Origin of the sequence: Thermanaeromonas toyohensis ToBE, assembly GCF_900176005.1 — a bacterium.
GTDB classification, from domain to species: Bacteria; Bacillota; DSM-521; order Neomoorellales; family Neomoorellaceae; genus Thermanaeromonas; species Thermanaeromonas toyohensis.
Genome location: NZ_LT838272.1, coordinates 883,284 through 901,490 on the forward strand (window position 1 = coordinate 883,284; position 18,207 = coordinate 901,490).

The window sequence follows — 18,207 nt, forward strand, 5'->3', positions numbered from 1 at the left end:
GAATCTTTGCCTTCGGTTATTGGGCAACGAGTCACACGTGTAGATGCTTATAGTAAGGCCTTAGGCCAGGCGATTTATGCTGGAGATAAGTATTTACCAGGCATGCTATGGCTAAAAGTAGCAAGAAGCAATGTGCCTCATGCGCTGATAAAACGGATAGACACCCAAGCAGCTTATGAGGTACCAGGGGTAGTAGCAGTTTTTACCGCCAAGGATATTCCTGGCATTAACCAAGTAGGAATTATTGTTAAAGATGAGTGCGTTCTAGCTCACGATAAAGTGCGTCAGATTGGGGATCCTATAGCATTAATCGTGGCTGAAAACGAAAAAGCTGCTCGAAAAGCGGCTGAATTAGTAAAGGTAGAGTATGAAGAACTACCCCCAGTATTTGATCCCCTGGAGGCTATGCGCGAAGGGGCCCCAAAGATCCACGAAAAAGGCAATGTCTTAACTGTTACGCGGATAAAAAGAGGAGATATAGATAAAGCCTTAAAAGAGGCAGATATAGTAATAACAAGGACGTATAAAACACCTATGCTAGAACATTGTTATATCGAGCCAGAAGCAGGGGTCGGTTGGATAGAGGGAGACACAATAGTAGTGATGGTTTCCACTCAAAACCCTCACTATGACCGGAAAGAAATAGCCAGGGTGCTAGGTCTACCTTTGAATAAAGTAAGGGTGATTCAAGCTTATACAGGAGGAGGATTTGGAGGAAAGCTGGACGTTTCTGTACAGTGCTATCTAGGGCTTGCCCTTTATAAGCTTAAGAAGCCTGTAAAAATGGTATACGACCGGCAAGAGTCCTTTATAGCTACTCCTAAGAGACATCCTTTTATCATGCATTATACTACAGCGGCAGATAGGACAGGAAAACTACTAGGGGTTCGGATACAAATAATCGGGGATACAGGGGCTTATGCTTCATATGGGCCCGCTACTTTAAAGAGAGCTGCTGTTCATGCTACAGGACCCTATGAGGTACCTAATGTAGATATTGAAGCCTATTGTGTATATACCAATAATCCTAAAGCTGGAGCCATGCGGGGATTCGGTGTCCCTCAAATTGCCTTTGCCCATGAATCGCAAATGGATATTTTAGCCAGGGAACTAGGTTTAAGCCCTTTAGAGATCAGATTGCGCAATGCCTTTAAGGTAGGTTCAATTACAGCTACAGGACAGGAATTAAAAGGAAGTGTAGGTATAAAAGAAACCCTTCTTAAAGCTTGGGAAAAGGCCAAAGAAGTTATGCCAGAGGGGAAGGTAGGGACATGGCTAAAAAGCGAGGCATAGGGATGGCCTGCATGTGGTACGGGATAGGCAACACGGGGATGCCTAATCCTGCCTCAGCCTTTGTTGAGCTTTTAGACGATGGAAGCGCCATAGTGTTAACAGGTTGTGCCGATATCGGCCAGGGTTCAAGTACTATATTGGCTCAAATTGCAGCCGAAGCTTTAGGAATTAGCTATGAAGATATTGTAGTAGTTAGCGCAGATACTGGGGTTACGCCTGAAGCGGGCGCTACCTCCGCTTCTCGCCAGACTTATATTTCTGGTAACGCTGTTCTTGCTGCCAGCTTAGAGGCTAAGCGGAATGTGCTTATGGCGGCGGCAGAGATGCTCGGAAATGTGCCTATATCTGATCTTTCCATAGAAAAAGGAAAGATAATTTTAGAAGGGGAAGAAACCCATCTTACTCTAAAAGAAGTGGTTGGATATTGCCGAAGCCGGGGGATATTGACTTTAGGTCATGGCTGGTTTAACCCGGAGACTACTGCTATGGATCCCGTTACAGGCGAAGGAGTCCCGTATGCTACCTATGCCTTCGCTACCCACATTGTAGAGGTAGAAGTGGATACGGAAACAGGTAAAGTGGAAGTTAAGCGCATTGTAGCAGCGCATGATGTGGGTAAAGCTATGAATCCTGCGGCAGTAGAAGGACAAATAGAAGGCGGGTGCGTAATGGGGATCGGTTATGCCTTAATGGAAGAAGTAAAGCTTAAAGAGGGTAGAATCCTTAATCCTTCTTTAGCTGAATATTTTATCCCTACTGCTTTAGATATACCCCAGATTTATCCCATAATCGTGGAGGACCCAGAGACTACCGGGCCTTTTGGGGCTAAAGGAGTAGGAGAACCTGCGCTGATACCTACAGCACCAGCCATCGCTAATGCGCTGGCTGATGCCTTGGATATTAGATTTTACGAGTTACCTATAACTTTAGAGAAAATAGTAGAAGCGTATCATTATCAAAAACCTTAAGTTCTTTTCCTAGAGTTTTGCGCGGGAGGGGTTCAAAATGAAAAATATGGCCATAGTGAATATTGGGCAGATAGTAACTGGTGACATAGACCGGCCTCTGGTAGAGGGTAATACCATTCTTATTAAAGAAGGCCTGATCCAGGCGGTGGGAAGCGAAGAGGTGCTAAAAGGGGAAACAGTAGATTTGGTAATAGATGCAGGAGGGATGACAGTTACTCCTGGATTAATTGACTCCCACGTACATCCTGTTCTAGGAGATTTTACTCCCCGGCAGAGGATGCTGGACTTTATTAACAGCTCTCTCCATGGTGGAGTAACAACTATGATATCAGCTGGAGAAGCGCATACGCCTGGACGTCCCAAAGATCCCGCAGGCGTCAAAGCCCTGGCTATCTTAGCTTGTAAATCCTTTTATAATGCCCGCCCTAGCGGAGTTAAAGTACACGGAGGAGCCTTGATTCTAGAGCCTGGGCTGACAGAGAAGGATTTTGCTGAGTTAGCTGAAGCGGGGGTGTGGCTTGTAGGTGAGATCGGTTTAGGAGGGGTAAGAAGCCCTGAAGAGGCAGCGCCTATGGTGGAGTGGGCCCACAAATATGGGTTTAAAGTGATGATGCATACAGGGGGAACCTCTATTCCTGGAAGCTCCACCGTCACAGCCGAACAGGTAATGGCTATCAAGCCCGATGTGGTTTCTCATCTTAATGGTGGACCCACAGCTATTCCTCCTGAAGAGGCCAAGAAGATCTTAGAGGAGACTAACTTAGCCGTGGAAATTGTTCAATGTGGGAATCCTAAGATGGCCCAAATGATAGCTAAGACACTCAAAGAGAGAGGGGAATTAAGGCGGCTTATCCAGGGTAATGATGCCCCTTCAGGAACTGGTGTTATTCCGTTAGGGATGTTGCGTAATATCGCCTTCCTGGCTTCCATGGCCGGGCTGACAGCAGCCGAAGCCATCGCTACTGCTACGGGCAATACAGCCAGGGTATTCGGCCTTAATACAGGCGTCATTGCCCCAGGGAAGGAAGCTGACCTGGTGCTGATGGATGCTCCCATGGGTTCAGTAGGAGAGAATGCCCTAGAGGCCTTAGAGGCAGGAGATATCCCGGGGATTGCCATGGTAATTATCGATGGGGAAATAAAAGTAGAAAAAAGCAGGAATACTCCTCCTACCATTCGCAAAGCAGTAGTTAAAAGGTAGGTTAGAATTTTATGGGGGTTGGGCTTCTTCATGATTAAAATTGAGACCTCCTTGTGTACAGGCTGTGGGCGTTGTGCGCGGGAGTGCCCGTTAAATTGTATCACTATTTCCGAAAAGATAGCTATTATTGGGCCAGGTTGTTCCTCCTGTGGGGTTTGCGCTCGCGTATGCCCTTCGGGAGCGGCTCAGAGGTTAGAGGAGAGCTTCCCCAATACTGTAACTTGTACTTCCTGCCCGGTTCAGTGCCAGATACAGGAAGGATATACCGGAGCCTGCCAACGCTATACCAATGTAGGGGGTCGGCTACTGCGTAACCGTCCCCTAGTGGCTAAAGTGGAGGAGCCTCCTGCAAGGCCCCATGAATTAGAGTGGCCTTTAATTACTGGAGTGGGAGCAGGTACCAATTACCCTTGCCCCCGGCCGGCACCTTATATAGTGCAAGGGAGGCGGGGGGATATAGAAATAGTTACTGTAGTTACCGAAGCTCCTTTAAGCTATAGCGGGATCAAAGTAAAGATAGATACCAACTTTTATATAGGTGAAGAAGGTGCTAAAGTACGGCGGGATGGCCAGGTAGTAGGCATGGTGGACACGGAAGAATACGGGGCTAAGATGTTAAGCATAGGCGGACCGAATCTACTCACCGGCAAATCAGGATTTATGGTAGCAAGAACTATCGTGGATATTGCTAATGGAGAACGGGTAGAGCTCAAAGTAGACAAAGGGGCTAAGTTAGAGATCCAGGTGGGGTGTCATCCGGTCATTAATGGACAAGAAGATACTACTATGCGGGTGGGATGCGGTAGCGCTACTATAGGACTATTTGCCCGCCATCTTAAAGGGGTGGTAGATGAAGCTATTATACTTGATCACCATATCATAGGGCTCTTCTCTGAACATCCAGCCGGTCAAGAGGTGGGCATGAAATATAGCGGGGTTATACCCAATGGGCGTAAAAGTACCCGGGGGAGGTACTTTGGCGAGCCGGGTGATGGATGGGGTGGCACTTCTATAAGTAATCCCCGTGATGCCATTAAGGAAATTAATATGAAAATTGCTCGGCCAGGGATGCGGATTTTAGTAACGGAGACTACAGCCCGCAGAGCAGCCTTGTTCGAAGTGTTGCCTGATGGGGAGGTTAAAGAGATCCCGGTTACGCCGGAAGTGGCTAAGGTGATCGAGTTAATTGCTAATACCTGCGAAGAATCCCGTGTTTCGGCCCTCTATATTGGAGGGGTGGGTGGTTCAGCAAGGGCAGGAGTAACTACTTTACCGTTAGAGTTAACTAAAGCTGTGCATAGAGGCGAGATTACTTTGACCGTGGGCGGAGCCCCAACCTTTATCCTACCGGGTGGCGGCATTAACTTTATGGTGGATGTGGAGAAAGTGGTACCCAAGGCCTTCTATTGGGTACCCACACCAGCCACAGTAGCTCCAATAGAATATACCATGGAAAAGAAAGTATACGAACGTATTGGCGGCCACGTTGAGTATTTACGCCCTGTGGAAGAAATTTGGGAGATGTACCCAAGAGGCAGTTAAGAAGAGCCAATGTGGAGGCATATCGATACTTATCGCTGTTTTATAGATTGTGGGCCCGTCCAGATGTCTGTTTTAGCTGAACGCCAGGGCAGGCCATTATCCCCCAATTTATGGGATGAGGTTGAAGGACGGATAAAAAGGTGTCTGGCCAGTTTAAAACATTATTTACCGGAAGCACGGAAGCCATGGCCTAAAGCGCAGCCTCAGAGAAAGTGGCCCAAGATTTTACAGATAATGTTCGAGGCTGTAAGAGCTACAGGAGATCCTACTCTAACTTCTATGGCAGCGGTAGCAGGCTCTTTTGCTTGGGTAGTCCGGGAGTTTTTAGTAGAAGAAGGAGCTACCAAGGTGTTGATAAATAACGGGGGAGATATTGCCCTGTATCTGGCCCAAGGGGAAAGTACCAGGGTAGGGATTGTCCCTCGCTTAGGTCTTAAGCCAACCCATTATATTGAGGTTAAAGATAGCGATGGGATAGGAGGGATAGCGACCAGCGGGTTCGGGGGTCGGAGTTTTACTTTAGGTATTGCAGACGCAGCAGTAGCTATTGCCTCTACAGCGCCCTTAGCAGATGCCCTGGCTACTATTTTAGGGAATGCAGTTAATGCAGAACACCCGGAAATAAAAAGAAAGCCGGCGCGGGAGTTAGATCCAGCTAGTGACTTGGGTTCTCTACCCGTAACAACATGGGTGGGAAATCTACCCTTATCCATAGTAGAAGAGGCCCTCGAAAAAGGGTACCAGAAGGCAATAGAACTATACCACAAAAGTTTGTTAAAGGGTGCCGTGTTAATATTGAAAGGTATTGTCCGGCAGTTGCCCGAAGGGGTAGCTCACAGGATAAATGAGAATAGCATTTTAGCTTAAAAAGATTTTTTAAAAGTTTAAGGGGAGGTTTGGAACTTTATGGAGATCAGGAAGTTAGTAACTATTGTAGAAGAAACCCACATGGAGGGGGAGAAGAAATTAGACAAACCAGTGCGGAAAGCGGCAGCTATCGCGGTCATAAAAAACCCCTTCGCAGGTAAGTATCAAGAAGACCTAAGTGAACTTATGGATTATGGGGAACAGCTTGGCAAGTTACTAGGCGAGAGGGCTGTGGCTGCTTTGGGTATTCCTAAAGAGGCTGTAGAAAGTTACGGTAAAGCAGCTATTGTAGGAGAGAAAGGCGAACTCGAACATGCAGCAGCTATTTTGCATCCGAAGTTTGGCAAACCCTTCCGGGAGGCTGTACAGGAGGGAAAAGCTATAATTCCTTCAGCCAAAAAGATTGGAGGTATGGGTACGCCCATAGATGTTCCCTTGCACTTTAAAAATGCCGCTTTCGTGAGATCCCATTATGACGCCATGGAAGTTCGTATACCGGATGCACCGCGGGCAGATGAAATTTTAGTGGCCGCAGTAGTTACTGATTCGGGCCGTCCTTTACCCCGGGTTGGTGGATTGAAGAAGGAAGAAGTAAAAGGGGAAGATGGCTTAAGATAAAAAGTGTGGTTTGGGGTGGGGGAGGCCCCACCCTTTTAATCTTAGCACCAGGATTTAAGGAGGCGGACGGGGTGCGGGTAGGTTTCATCGGCCTGGGTAATATGGGGCGCCCCATGGCTAAGAACATTTTGCAGAAAGGGTTTCCTCTTATTGTCTATGATATAGTACCTACCGCTATGTCTCACCTAATAGACCAGGGAGCTCAAGGGGCTTCCTCGCCCAAAGAATTGGCAGGTAGGGTAGATATAGTGATCACCATGCTTCCTGATGCTAAGGCCGTATCTTCGGTGTTGGAAGGCGAAGAAGGGGTTTTTGCTGGTGCGCGTAAGGGGCTGCTTATCGTAGACATGAGTACTGTGGCTCCAAGCGATACGCAGCGTCTAGCACAGGAGGCTATGGCCAGAGGTTTGCGTTATTTAGATGCTCCGGTTTCCGGGGGGGTAGCCGGGGCAGAAGCAGGAAAGTTGACTATCATGGTAGGGGGCAAAGAAGAGGATTACAAGCAATGTTTGCCACTCTTCCAGTGTATGGGAGAAAGAATCTACCATGTAGGGGATATAGGTAGCGGAAATGCGGTGAAGCTAGTAAACAACCTCCTTTTAGGTATCAATATGATCGGAGTAGCTGAGGCGTTGACATTGGGTGTAAAGGCGGGGCTAAAGCCCGAAGTATTACTTGAAGTAATAAAGAATAGCTCGGGCCAAAGTTACGCTTTCACTTCTAAAGTACCCTCTTTTATATTATCAGGTCATTTTAAACCTGGCTTTTCCATCAACCTCCAGCATAAAGATATTGAGCTAGCTTTGCAAACTGCTAAGGAATGTAATATACCTCTCTTGCTAGGCTCGGTAGCTTACCAAGTCTATACTTTAGCCCGGGGAAAAGGATGGGGCCAAGAAGATATATCTGCCGTTATCAAACTGTGGGAAGAAGTGGCCGGTTTGGAGGTACGGTATGCTGAACTTAGAAAAGATGGATAGGGTGATCGCTTATTTAAAAAACAAAGCCCCTAAAGAAAGGCAGCTTACTCTAGGCGAGACCGTTGAAGTAGCTCTAAATTTAGGGGTTAAAGTAAGTGAAGTTGTATTGGGTGAAGTAGCTTGCTACGAGAATAAGAAGCCAGAGGAAGTTTTACATGAGATTAAAAAAGCATTTGAGCATAATCTCAAGGCAGCTATTTTGGGCAGCCAATATGAAGCGCAGAGTTTTCTCCTTAATAAAGTAGGCGCTGATTTAGCCCAAGGAGAAGCCAAAATAACAGAAGATACCTTTTTAAACCAGGCTATAACCTTTACTTTAGCAGCTCAGGTAGGTAACCACATAGTAGGCCTTGCTCCTTGTGCAGGCACAGGGGATGCTTGCGTATTTACTGGGGTAGTAAAAGCTTTGCTAGATCATTACCCGGAAGAAAAAGTGTGGCCAGCAGTAGGCGTTATGCTTAAAGCGGGTGTGATGTTCCGGGCGGGGAAAGTTACCACAGGATGCAATATGGAAGGATTAGGGGCAGGAGCTACAGGCACGGCAGCAGCGTTGGCGGAAATTGAAGGGGGAAGTCCTAGACAAGTAGAGCATGCCATGGTGCTGGCGCTTTCCCCCACGATTGCTGTTCCCTGTACTCCGCGCGTGTTAGTCCCTGGCCTCTGTGCCACCCATATTGGAGGGGCAGTACTCCTGGGGTATTTAGCAGCTCGCCTGGCTCTGGCCACCTCACTGCCGGTAAATGTACCTATAGATGTAATGTTAGCCTTGGCGGCTGAGGCGCATAAAATTTCAGCTACTAGTATAGTCCCGGCTGTTGTACGTTATATGGAACCCTATTTTAAACGTGATCCCAGGGTGGATCAGTACTTACTACCAGAGACAAAGGAAATAGAATACAAGCGCCAGCAAGAGACAGCGGATTTTGCCCGGAAACAAGCCGAAGAATTAGCTAGATTAGCCAGCCCCATAACCCGGCCTTTTGGGGAGGTAGTGGTAGGTGGTAGCAGCCAGGCGGTGGGATCGCCTACTAATACAGCGCGGATCGCCCATGCCCTAGCTAAAGGGGAAATAAAAAAGGTAAAAATCGAGCTTTATCCGGAGTTATTTGCTCGCCGAGCAATAAACGTACCAGGCATATTGATGGGGGCAGTACTAGGTGCCTCCACAGCTAATAGTGAAGCTTATAACCGGATTATGGATGAAATAATAGCTCGGGGAATTGAGGTAGTGATCTTAGAAGTTAAGGAACCTCAGGTACAAAGGGTAACTATTGAGGCAACAGAAAGAAATGCTATGGTCCATGCCCTTAACCGGGGAGGGGGAAGGTTAGCCTTAGTTGACGCTTACCCTTCCCTAGATGAGGCCCGGAAGATGGCAGCTTCCTTAGGGATAGAAATTGTTCCTTAAAAAGGAGCGGGATAGGGTTATGCAAGAAAAGACACAGGCTATTATCTGGGAAGATAGAGAGCGCATTAAAGCTTACGAGAAATTATTTGGGGTGAGTATGCCTAAAGTTGGCAAAGACGGTTCTATTACGGGGCTTCCCCGCCCTTATCCCCGGGAAGTGGCTGGAGTAATACGTGGAGGATACCGTATAGCTGAGTTAGGGAGGAAGGCAAGAAGTACTGGTATTCCCGTCCAGAACCCTATCTTGGGACGTAACACAGCAGAAGAAACCATGGCCCAGTCCCGGGAGATGTACGAGATTGCCGAGAAATTGGGTATTACTTTATTTCACTTCGTCCACTCGGAAGCCACAAGGCATATCGATCCCTTAGATGGGGCCGAGCTTATTGAGCAATCCCGGGGTAAAGGTGGAATCACTCCTGCTGGTGAAAGAGAATTTGTCCAGATGGGCGGTGGAGCAGTACATCCTATTCGTATTAACGCTACAGGCGATACTCCTCATCTTTCCATTCTAAATGCCTTTATAGCAGGTTTTGATGGCACGGATATTGGCCCGGTAATACACGTACATTTCGGCGGGCGAGGGATCCATGATTATAAGACTAAAGTAACCAATGGGTTTAAAGCTCTCCAGATATGCGCAGAAAATAATATCTTCGTACAAGTAGAATCTCACAAGCACATTAATAATATCGGCGGTACAGATGGAGCAGGTTTGGCAGGTTGCCTTTTAGCTGAAGGGTTAGCTATTTTAGCTGGTTTACCGCGCGAGCTTAGCGCCTTGCAGATAAATGTGGCCGGGATAAATCTGTTGGCTGATCTAGCCCTTATAAGGGCTTTCAGGAAGGTTATGTGGAGCGAATGGCTGATCGTAGTTCCCGAGACTTTTCAAAATCCTCCTCCTGATCTTATTGCAGAACAGGGGCATTTTGCCCGGATGGCGATTAGCGCCAAGCTAGGAGGTGCTGACTTTTACCGACCTAAAGCAGCGGAGTCCGTAGGTATACCCACAGGGCATTCTATGGGAAGGGCTATCTGGGCCACCCAGGATATTTTTGAAAAGACGGCTGCCATTACTATCAACGATCCCTTTATAGATAAAAGAATGGAAGAGATCTTAAATGAAGCTATGGCTATACTCAGCGCTGCCCTGGAAACAGGACGCCAGTTGGCACCGGACGAAATAACTCCTTCTTTCTGGCAGAAGTTTGGTCCAGAAGAATTAATAGAAAAGATAGTTAATGCTGGGAAAAAAGGTATCCTAGATGCTCCCCGCGCAGCCGGTTGGGACCTTAAACGGGCGGTTAGGACCCACCGGGATAAGGACGGTATCCGGCGGTATATACCTGGCTATGGACCTAAAGGAGTAGATCCTCAATATCTTTGCTTTACCCAAGAAAAGGTAACTGTAGAAGACGCAACTCCCGTACTTGAGGACGTAAAGATAGTTCTGGCTACTGTAGGTGCGGATGCCCATGTAATAGGGATAAATATGATTAAAGAGGCTTTCCAGAAAGCTGGATTTGAAGTGATTCACCTTACAGGGATGAATTTACCAGAAACAGTGGCCGAAGTCGTAGCTGAAAGTGGAGCTAAGGTTGTGGGTGTTAGCAACCTTTTAGGCTTAGGCCTTAGTTTATTTCCCCGGGTGGGTCAACGGTTAAAAGAATTGGGATTGAGGGACAAGGTATTGGTCTTGGCGGGGGGTAGGATTGCGGAAAAAGAAGAGGAACATGCCTATTATGAGGCGCGGATTAAAGAGGAGGGCCCAGGATTTTTAGGAGTGGATGCCTTCTTTGGCCCAGGTACCAATCCCGATGACGTAGTAGCCTGGGTACGTGAACACTTAAAGGAGGTTAGGTAGGGATTATGGGTGAAATGAAGCGTTTAAGATGCGCAATTATTCGTGGCGGGACTAGTAAAGGGGTGTTCTTTCATGAAAATGAGCTCCCTCAAGATCCGGTTTTAAGAGACAAGACTATTTTAGCAGTTTTTGGCAGCCCTGATGTCCGCCAGATAGATGGCTTGGGAGGGGCAGACCCGCTTACTAGTAAAGTAGCTATTATTGGACCTTCTTCCCGGCCGGATGCTGACGTGGACTATACCTTTGGGCAGGTGAGCATTAAAGAGGCTTTCATAGATTATTCTGGCAACTGTGGTAATATCTCTGCTGGAGTAGGGCCGTTTGCCATTGACGAGGGTTTGGTGAAAGCAGTAGAACCCGTAACTATAGTGCGCATCCACAATACCAATACAGGTAAGCTCATTATAGCTGAAGTCCCTGTACGTAATGGTAAAGCAGCAGTTACAGGAGATTATCAGATTGATGGAGTACCGGGAACAGGAGCTAAGATTATGCTGGATTTTTCCGATACAGCTGGCGCTGTTACGGGGAAGATATTGCCTACCGGGAACCCTACGGATGTCCTTGATATTCCAGGAGTAGGTAAGATCACTGTTTCTATGGTAGATGTAGCCAACCCCATGGTTTTTGTGCGGGCAGCTGATTTAGGGCTTATGGGTACCGAGACACCAGAGGAAGTAAATAACAATCCTCAACTTTTGCGAACCTTAGAGAGTATCAGGGCTTATGCTGCTTGTGTTATGGGCTTGGCCAAGGAACCAGAAGAAGCTACTTTGCGTAGCCCCGCCTTCCCTATGCTTGCTTTTGTGGCGTCACCAGCTTCTTACCGGAAGTTTACTACAGGTGAAGAAGTAAGGGCGGAAGAAATTGATTTCCTTTCTAGGCTTATGTTTATGCAAGTTATGCACAAGACTTATGCAGGCACTGGAACCACTTGTACAGGAGTAGCGGCTGCTATCCCAGGAACAGTTGTATATGAAGTGGCGGCCCGTCATAGCGGGAATATCCGTATAGGCCATCCGGCAGGGATCATAGATATAGAGGTCGGGGTAGAATTAAAGAACGGTGAGATTAAGGTAACTAGAGCAGCGGTAGGCCGGACAGCCCGACGCATTATGGACGGCTATGTATATATAGTAAAAGATAAGCTACTTTAAAGGCAAAGGTGAGGGTTGATGCCTTCTGAGATATATGTATTCGACGTAGGAAGCACTTTCACTAAGTTAAATTTATTTCATTTGCAGGATGATAATTCTCTCCAGTGGATAGCCCGGTCCCAAGCCCCAACTACACTTGAGGATATCATGGAAGGAATAAATGGGGCTTTAGCTGGTCTGCCCCTAGAATGTCGCCCTGCTTCCTTGGCTGGGAAGACAGTCCTTGCCTCCAGCAGCGCTGCGGGGGGCCTACGCATGGTAGCTATCGGCTATATGCCCAGGGTTACTGCTAAAGCGGCTAAAGAAGTGGCTATGAGCGCTGGGGCAAGGGTTCTAGAGGTACTTTCTGCGGAAGATCCTCCAGAATATAGACGTCAAGTACTTAAAGAGATAAAACCTGATATTGTACTTTTGACTGGCGGAACTGATGGAGGTGACGAAGAGTCTTTAATTGATAATGCCAAATTATTGGCGGAAATGCGGTTACCTGGGGTAATTATCTTGGCTGGCAACGTTGCTGCCCAGAGCAAAGCGGCGTTAATCTTAAGCGAGGCAAATGTAAATTTTCGCCGTGTACCCAACGTCATGCCTACAATTCATGAACTTAAAGTTAAACCAGCCCGCGAGGCCATCCACCAAGAATTTATCCGGCAAATTACCCGTGCCAAGGGATTAAGCAAATTAGAAAGTATAGTAAGCAATCACAAAGTAATCCCGACGCCGGGAGCTGTACTTTTAGGAGCTGAACTTTTAGCTAGGGGCCACTATGAAGCTAAAGGTATTGGTAGCCTGGTAGTAGTTGATTTAGGGGGTGCTACCACGGATGTCCACTCAGTTATACCTGAATTGGAAAAATTGAGCTTGGAAGAGCGGGGGTTAATTTTGACCAATGAGAAACACGTTTCTTACCGGACGGTGGAAGGCAATTTAGGTCTCCGGGTTAATTGCGGCGGCATTTTAGAAACTGTAGGCCCGCGTTTGATCTTAAAATATGCAGGCCTACCAGAAGACGATAAATATGAAGCGAAGCTTACAGAATATGCAAAGAAAGTAGAAGTTGTTACTTCCTATATACCGTGTAATGAAGAGGAAAAATCCTTCGATCGTGGGCTAGCTATAGCAGCTATAGAGACTGCCCTCAAACGTCACGCAGGTTTTTTGAGTCAAGAATATGACCCCTTGTTAGGGGTGGCCCCGGGAACTCCCCAGGGAAGGGATCTAAGGGCAGTAAAATATTTAATTGCAGTAGGAGGTATTTTTACTGCTCTCCCACCAGAAGAAGGGGTAAACATTGTCCAAAAGGCTTTAGCGCGACCAGGGATTTCTTTATTACCCTTACAACCCCGCATACTAATAGATCGTTATTATCTACTTTATGCTATCGGAGTATTATCAGAGCTTTATCCTTATCAGGCTTTGAGACTAGCCAAAACTTACTTTAACTTCGAGGGGGAGGAAGAGGGCGATGAGGCCCACGAGTAAACTACGCCAGTTATTAAGTCAGCCGGGCATCTTAGTGGCACCTGGTGCTCACGATGTATTAACGGCCAAGATTATTGAGCAGGTTGGTTTTCCAGCGGTATATTTTACTGGATATGGTCAGGCTGCTAGTCATTTGGGATGCCCTGATGTAGGGTTGTTGACTATGACAGAGATGGTTATGAGATTAAATAACATGGCTTCAGCTGTAGATATACCTGTTATCGCTGATGCTGATACGGGATTCGGCAACGCGATCAACACTATGCGTACAGTTAGAGAATATGAAAAAGCCGGGGCAGCTGCTATTCAATTAGAAGATCAAGTGTCCCCTAAGAAATGCGGCCACATGCTAGATAGGCAATTAATCCCCACGGAAGAGATGGTAAATAAGATCCGGGCCGCTATAGAAGCACGGCGGGACCCAGATCTGGTGATTATTGCTCGTACAGATGCCCGGACTAGTTTAGGGCTGGAGGAGGCTATAGCTAGGGGTAAGGCGTATGAAGAAGCCGGGGCCGACGTTATTTTCATAGAATCACCGGAAACAGTAGAAGAAATGAAAATCATTTGCCAGTCCTTTAAGGTTCCAGTTTTAGCCAATATGGTAGAAGGAGGGCGAACCCCTCTTCTAACAGTAGAGGAACTGGAAAAGTTAGGATATAAACTAGTTATCTTCCCTACCGCCTCAGTTTATACTACTGCTAAAGCTTTAATCTCGTTAATGGAAGAGCTTAAGAAAACGGGGACTACGCGGGAATATATGAAGCATATGCTACCTTTCCATGAATTTAACAAGCTTATTGGACTACCCCAGATTAAAGAACTCGAGCAAAAATTTGCTGTTACTGGTAACTGCAAAGCAAGTTAAGAGGTGTAGATTAATGGGCATGACCATGACTGAAAAGATACTGGCCGCCCATGCGGGGCTAGAAAAAGTGGAGCCGGGGCAGCTTATCTCCTGCCGTATAGACCTGGCCCTGGGCAACGATATAACTGCTCCCCTGGCCATAAAAGAATTCCGACAGCTAGGGATAGAAAAAGTATTTGACCCAGGGAGGATAGTCCTGGTACCCGATCATTTTACCCCCAACAAGGACATAAAATCCGCAGAGCAAGCTAAGCTTGTGAGGGAGTTTGCCCGGGAGCAAGGAGTAATTTACTACGAAGTAGGTCGGCTGGGAATAGAGCACTGCCTTTTGCCAGAAGAGGGGCTGGTAGTGCCTGGAGACCTAATAATAGGTGCTGATTCCCACACTTGTACCTACGGGGCCCTGGGGGCCTTTGCCACGGGGGTAGGCTCTACCGACTTAGCAGCCGCCATGGCTACCGGTGAATGTTGGTTTAGAGTGCCCGAGAGCATAAAGTTAAACTATTATGGGAGATTAAAGCCCTGGGTAGGGGGCAAAGATCTCATCCTCTACACCATAGGGGATTTAGGGGTAGATGGAGCCCGCTATAAAGCCCTAGAATTTACCGGCGAGGCTATAGGGGAACTCTCCCTAGATAGCCGCTTCACCATGGCTAACATGGCCATAGAAGCTGGGGCCAAAAATGGAATATTTCCAGTAGATGAGAAGACGGAAAGGTATCTTGAAGGGCGGACCAAGAGGCCCTACCGGATATATCAAAGCGATCCCGATGCTAGGTATAGTGAGATAAGGGAATATGACGTAAGCAAGATAGAACCTCAAGTAGCCTTTCCCCACCTGCCGGAGAACACCAAAGGCATAAGCGAAGTAGGCGAAATAAAAATAGACCAAGTAGTGATCGGCTCCTGCACTAATGGCCGGTTAGAAGACCTAAGGATAGCAGCCAAGATCTTAAAAGGCAAAAAAGTACACCCCGAAGTGCGCCTCATCATAATACCTGGTACGCAGAAGATTTACGCCCAGGCTATAGAAGAAGGTTTAATTACCATATTTATCGAAGCCGGGGCAGCCATTTCAACTCCTACCTGTGGTCCTTGCTTGGGGGGACACATGGGGGTTTTGGCGAAAGGAGAGAAAGCTGTAGCCACCACTAACCGCAATTTTGTAGGCCGTATGGGACACCCCGAAAGCGAAGTATATCTAGCCGGGCCGGCCGTGGCTGCAGCCAGCGCCATAAAAGGAAGAATAGCAGCGCCTGAGGAGGTACTATAGAGAGGAGGTGCTCTGGATAAGGATGGAAATTATGGAGATCATTAAAGGCAGATGCCACAAATTTGGTGATGACATAGACACCGACGCCATAATCCCGGCCCGGTATCTAAACACCAGCGACTTAAAAGAGCTGGCCCAGCACTGTATGGAAGACGCTGATCCTAGCTTTCCAAGGAAGGTGAAGCCCGGGGATATAATAGTAGCGGGAAAGAACTTTGGGTGCGGGAGTTCCCGGGAACATGCGCCGCTGGCCATAAAGGGGGCGGGAGTAGCAGCGGTTATAGCCTCCTCCTTTGCCCGTATATTTTACCGCAACGCTATAAATATCGGTCTTCCTATCTTTGAGGCGCCGGAGGCCGCCAAGAAGATAGAGGCCGGGGACGAAGTATTAATTGATCCTGCTCAAGGTATAATCACCAATATTACCAAAAACGAAACCTACCGTATGCTTCCCTTTCCACCCTTTATGCAGGAGCTTATAGCTGCGGGTGGGCTTATGGCTTACGTGGCTAAGAAGGTGAAAAAGCCTTAAGATTATCTAGCAGGAAAGTTTCTAAGCAGTAGAGAAAACTAAATTAACTACTTTTCCTTACGGGGTGGGAGCGCCAGCATGAGCGTACGGATTGTGGTGGTGAGTTGGGGGAAGCTTACGGAAATTGTACAGGAAGTAAAAGATTTGGTTAAAGGAGAGGCTAAAATAGAAATTTTAGAAGGATTGTTTGACCAAAGGGCCACTTTAGAATTGGCGCGTGAATTGGAAAGTAGTGGAAAAGTAGATGTATTTGTAAGCGGTGGTGGAAACGCCCGGATGCTCCGGGCTAATTTGTCTACTCCTGTTGTATCCATTAATATTTCCGGGTATGACATGATAAAGGCTATTTTAAAGCATCATGTAGAGGGAGAGCCTGTATACATTGTCCACTTTGGCGATGTTATTCAGGAACTCAATGATTTAAAAGAAGTCCTTCCTTTCCCTGTCTATCAAATTGCTCTTAACGATCCTAGCGAAGGTGTGCAATTTTTCCGTCAGCTTCAGCAGCAAGGGCAAAGGGCAATCATTGTCGGAGCCAGTTTAGCCTGGGAAATGGCGAACCAGTATGGCTTTAAGTCAGTATATATCTATTCTAAGAAAGCAGTATTAGAAGCTTTAAATCAAGCAGTAGAAATGGCCAATGTAAAACGGCGAGAAATGGCTAAGACCGAAAGAATACAGGCTATTCTTGATTTTATATGTGATGGTATTGTGGCGTGTGATCAAGAAGGGATAATTACTGCTTTTAATCCTGCTGCTCAACTAATCACTGGCATAGAAGTGGAAGAAGCCTTAGGTAAACGCGTACAAGATGTATTGCCCCAGCTTAAGCTAGAAGAAGTTTTGCAGCAGGAAAGCCAGCCTACCTTTAATAATGTAGTTAAGGTTAAAGAAAGGCAGATTATGGTTAATAAAGTACCCGTAAATGTGAAGGGCGAGACGGTTGGGGTAGTAGCTACTCTACATGATATTGCCACCATTCAGAAAGCCGAATATCAAATCCGAAGGAAACTTGCTTCAGGGGGGCTTAAAGCTAGAGCTACCTTTGAAGATATTGTAGGAGACTCAGAGGTAATGCTTAACACCATCCGTCAAGCCCAAAAGTATGCGACTACCTCTGCTACCGTATTAATCTTGGGCGAGACAGGGACAGGGAAAGAGCTTTTTGCCCAGGCTATCCATAATGCTAGCCCTAGAAGGGATTCTCATTTTGTGGCTATTAATTGTGCCGCTCTACCCGAAAACTTGCTAGAGAGCGAACTTTTTGGGTATGAAGAGGGAGCTTTTACAGGGGCCAAAAAAGCGGGCAAACCTGGGCTATTTGAGCTAGCACATAATGGAACTATTTTTTTAGATGAAATCGGCGATTTGCCTCCCTCGCTCCAAGCTAAATTGCTGCGTGTTTTACAACAAAAAGAAGTTATGCGGATTGGTGGCCAAACTGTGATACCTATTGACGTACGCGTAATAGCCGCTACTAATTGTGATTTGTGGAAAGCAGTTCAGGAAGGACGTTTTCGTAGAGATTTATATTATCGTTTAAACGTTTTGCCCCTCAGGTTACCCCCGTTAAGGGAGCGCGTAGAAGATATACCGGCCTTAGTAAGAGATATGCTTTTTAAAAACCACCGTTGGTTAGTACATTATGCGGGAACTATCGCTCGAGAAATTATTGAAAAATTACCTGGTTATTCATGGCCAGGAAATGTTAGGGAATTAGAAAATATCTTAGAAAGAATAAGTGCATTAGCAGCAGGCCAATCATTATCTGTAAAGATGATAAAGGAACTTGTTCACCAGGCTTTAGCTGATCAGAAGTATTTAGATTTCTCCTCTAAAATTGAAGTTGAGACAATCCTTGAGCCTTCTACCTTACAAAAACATCAACGTTCAATAGAGCGTAATATAATTTATAAGGTCCTTAACGAAACAGGGGGAAATAAAACCAAAGCAGCAAAGCTTCTGGGTATAAGCCGTTCTACTTTGTGGCGAAAGCTTAAAGAATTAAGTCATTAGAGTCACTAGTATTTTGGTGGTGTTTATTAAATGGAGCAGCTTATTCCCAAGAAATTTTTAAATTAGCAAGCAGGAATTTTAGTTCTTAAAGCGAATATATTATACAGAGATGTGGAAACGTTTCCACATAGGAGGCAT

15 protein-coding genes are annotated in these 18,207 nt (G+C 46.6%); all 15 read left to right on the forward strand.

Annotation, left to right across the window (positions count from 1 at the left end; translation table 11 throughout):
• The first annotated feature begins 6 nt into the window (after window positions 1–6).
• The 15 genes from B9A14_RS17910 (at window position 7) to B9A14_RS04375 (ending at window position 18,069) form a co-directional block, all read left to right on the forward strand.
• Window positions 7–1,293 carry a xanthine dehydrogenase family protein molybdopterin-binding subunit gene (locus tag B9A14_RS17910; protein WP_172839029.1) on the forward strand — a complete coding sequence of 429 codons (1,287 nt, stop codon included), beginning with the start codon at window positions 7–9 and terminating at the stop codon, window positions 1,291–1,293.
• Window positions 1,272–2,261 (forward strand): xanthine dehydrogenase family protein molybdopterin-binding subunit, encoded by a 990-nt coding sequence (locus B9A14_RS17915; RefSeq protein ID WP_084664332.1) that lies wholly within the window; start codon window positions 1,272–1,274, stop codon window positions 2,259–2,261. Before B9A14_RS17910 ends, B9A14_RS17915 begins: the two co-directional genes overlap by 22 nt.
• A 37-nt stretch (window positions 2,262–2,298) precedes the next feature.
• Entirely contained in the window at window positions 2,299–3,462 is a 1,164-nt protein-coding gene (locus tag B9A14_RS04315) for an amidohydrolase family protein (protein ID WP_084664334.1), read from the forward strand.
• 30 nt (window positions 3,463–3,492) lie between these two features.
• Window positions 3,493–5,004, forward strand: a complete 1,512-nt coding sequence (locus tag B9A14_RS04320; protein ID WP_084664336.1) for a DUF362 domain-containing protein — start codon at window positions 3,493–3,495, stop codon at window positions 5,002–5,004.
• A gap of 9 nt (window positions 5,005–5,013) precedes the next feature.
• Window positions 5,014–5,871, forward strand: coding sequence for a UPF0280 family protein (locus B9A14_RS04325; RefSeq protein WP_084664338.1), 858 nt, complete (start codon window positions 5,014–5,016; stop codon window positions 5,869–5,871).
• Window positions 5,872–5,910: 39 nt separating this feature from the next.
• On the forward strand, window positions 5,911–6,489 hold the full coding sequence (locus tag B9A14_RS04330; RefSeq protein ID WP_084664340.1) for an amino acid synthesis family protein: 579 nt from the start codon (window positions 5,911–5,913) through the stop codon (window positions 6,487–6,489).
• Window positions 6,490–6,494: 5 nt separating this feature from the next.
• On the forward strand, window positions 6,495–7,469 hold the full coding sequence (mmsB, locus tag B9A14_RS04335) for a 3-hydroxyisobutyrate dehydrogenase (protein WP_269456758.1): 975 nt from the start codon (window positions 6,495–6,497) through the stop codon (window positions 7,467–7,469).
• A complete protein-coding gene (locus B9A14_RS04340) occupies window positions 7,444–8,877 on the forward strand; it encodes an L-serine ammonia-lyase, iron-sulfur-dependent, subunit alpha (RefSeq protein WP_197686562.1) in 1,434 nt (477 codons plus the stop codon). Before mmsB ends, B9A14_RS04340 begins: the two co-directional genes overlap by 26 nt.
• A gap of 19 nt (window positions 8,878–8,896) precedes the next feature.
• A complete protein-coding gene (locus B9A14_RS04345; protein WP_084667033.1) occupies window positions 8,897–10,741 on the forward strand; it encodes a cobalamin-dependent protein in 1,845 nt (614 codons plus the stop codon).
• 5 nt (window positions 10,742–10,746) lie between these two features.
• Window positions 10,747–11,898 (forward strand): 2-methylaconitate cis-trans isomerase PrpF family protein, encoded by a 1,152-nt coding sequence (locus B9A14_RS04350; RefSeq protein ID WP_084664342.1) that lies wholly within the window; start codon window positions 10,747–10,749, stop codon window positions 11,896–11,898.
• An 18-nt stretch (window positions 11,899–11,916) separates the two neighbouring features.
• Entirely contained in the window at window positions 11,917–13,380 is a 1,464-nt protein-coding gene (locus tag B9A14_RS04355; RefSeq protein ID WP_084664344.1) for a glutamate mutase L, read from the forward strand.
• Window positions 13,364–14,248, forward strand: coding sequence for an isocitrate lyase/PEP mutase family protein (locus B9A14_RS04360; protein ID WP_084664346.1), 885 nt, complete (start codon window positions 13,364–13,366; stop codon window positions 14,246–14,248). The genes B9A14_RS04355 and B9A14_RS04360 overlap by 17 nt, the downstream gene beginning before the upstream one ends.
• A 13-nt stretch (window positions 14,249–14,261) precedes the next feature.
• Complete coding sequence (leuC, locus tag B9A14_RS04365; RefSeq protein WP_084664348.1) at window positions 14,262–15,521, forward strand: 3-isopropylmalate dehydratase large subunit; 1,260 nt, start codon at window positions 14,262–14,264, stop codon at window positions 15,519–15,521.
• A 31-nt stretch (window positions 15,522–15,552) separates the two neighbouring features.
• Complete coding sequence (gene leuD / locus B9A14_RS04370) at window positions 15,553–16,053, forward strand: 3-isopropylmalate dehydratase small subunit (RefSeq protein WP_084667034.1); 501 nt, start codon at window positions 15,553–15,555, stop codon at window positions 16,051–16,053.
• Window positions 16,054–16,131: 78 nt separating this feature from the next.
• Window positions 16,132–18,069 carry a sigma 54-interacting transcriptional regulator gene (locus B9A14_RS04375; RefSeq protein ID WP_084664350.1) on the forward strand — a complete coding sequence of 646 codons (1,938 nt, stop codon included), beginning with the start codon at window positions 16,132–16,134 and terminating at the stop codon, window positions 18,067–18,069.
• Window positions 18,070–18,207 lie beyond the last annotated feature (138 nt).

Excerpts from the sequence above, each read along its gene's own strand:
- B9A14_RS04350 (WP_084664342.1), top strand. The coding sequence starts at position 10,747 with ATGGGTGAAATGAAGCGTTTAAGATGCGCAATTATTCGTGGCGGGACT.
- B9A14_RS04325 (WP_084664338.1), top strand. The coding sequence starts at position 5,014 with ATGTGGAGGCATATCGATACTTATCGCTGTTTTATAGATTGTGGGCCC.
- leuD (WP_084667034.1), top strand. The coding sequence starts at position 15,553 with ATGGAGATCATTAAAGGCAGATGCCACAAATTTGGTGATGACATAGAC.
- B9A14_RS04355 (WP_084664344.1), top strand. The coding sequence starts at position 11,917 with ATGCCTTCTGAGATATATGTATTCGACGTAGGAAGCACTTTCACTAAG.
- B9A14_RS04340 (WP_197686562.1), top strand. The coding sequence starts at position 7,444 with ATGCTGAACTTAGAAAAGATGGATAGGGTGATCGCTTATTTAAAAAAC.
- leuC (WP_084664348.1), top strand. The coding sequence starts at position 14,262 with ATGGGCATGACCATGACTGAAAAGATACTGGCCGCCCATGCGGGGCTA.
- B9A14_RS04360 (WP_084664346.1), top strand. The coding sequence starts at position 13,364 with ATGAGGCCCACGAGTAAACTACGCCAGTTATTAAGTCAGCCGGGCATC.
- B9A14_RS04375 (WP_084664350.1), top strand. The coding sequence starts at position 16,132 with ATGAGCGTACGGATTGTGGTGGTGAGTTGGGGGAAGCTTACGGAAATT.
- B9A14_RS17915 (WP_084664332.1), top strand. The coding sequence starts at position 1,272 with ATGGCTAAAAAGCGAGGCATAGGGATGGCCTGCATGTGGTACGGGATA.
- B9A14_RS04315 (WP_084664334.1), top strand. The coding sequence starts at position 2,299 with ATGAAAAATATGGCCATAGTGAATATTGGGCAGATAGTAACTGGTGAC.
- B9A14_RS04320 (WP_084664336.1), top strand. The coding sequence starts at position 3,493 with ATGATTAAAATTGAGACCTCCTTGTGTACAGGCTGTGGGCGTTGTGCG.
- B9A14_RS04330 (WP_084664340.1), top strand. The coding sequence starts at position 5,911 with ATGGAGATCAGGAAGTTAGTAACTATTGTAGAAGAAACCCACATGGAG.
- B9A14_RS04345 (WP_084667033.1), top strand. The coding sequence starts at position 8,897 with ATGCAAGAAAAGACACAGGCTATTATCTGGGAAGATAGAGAGCGCATT.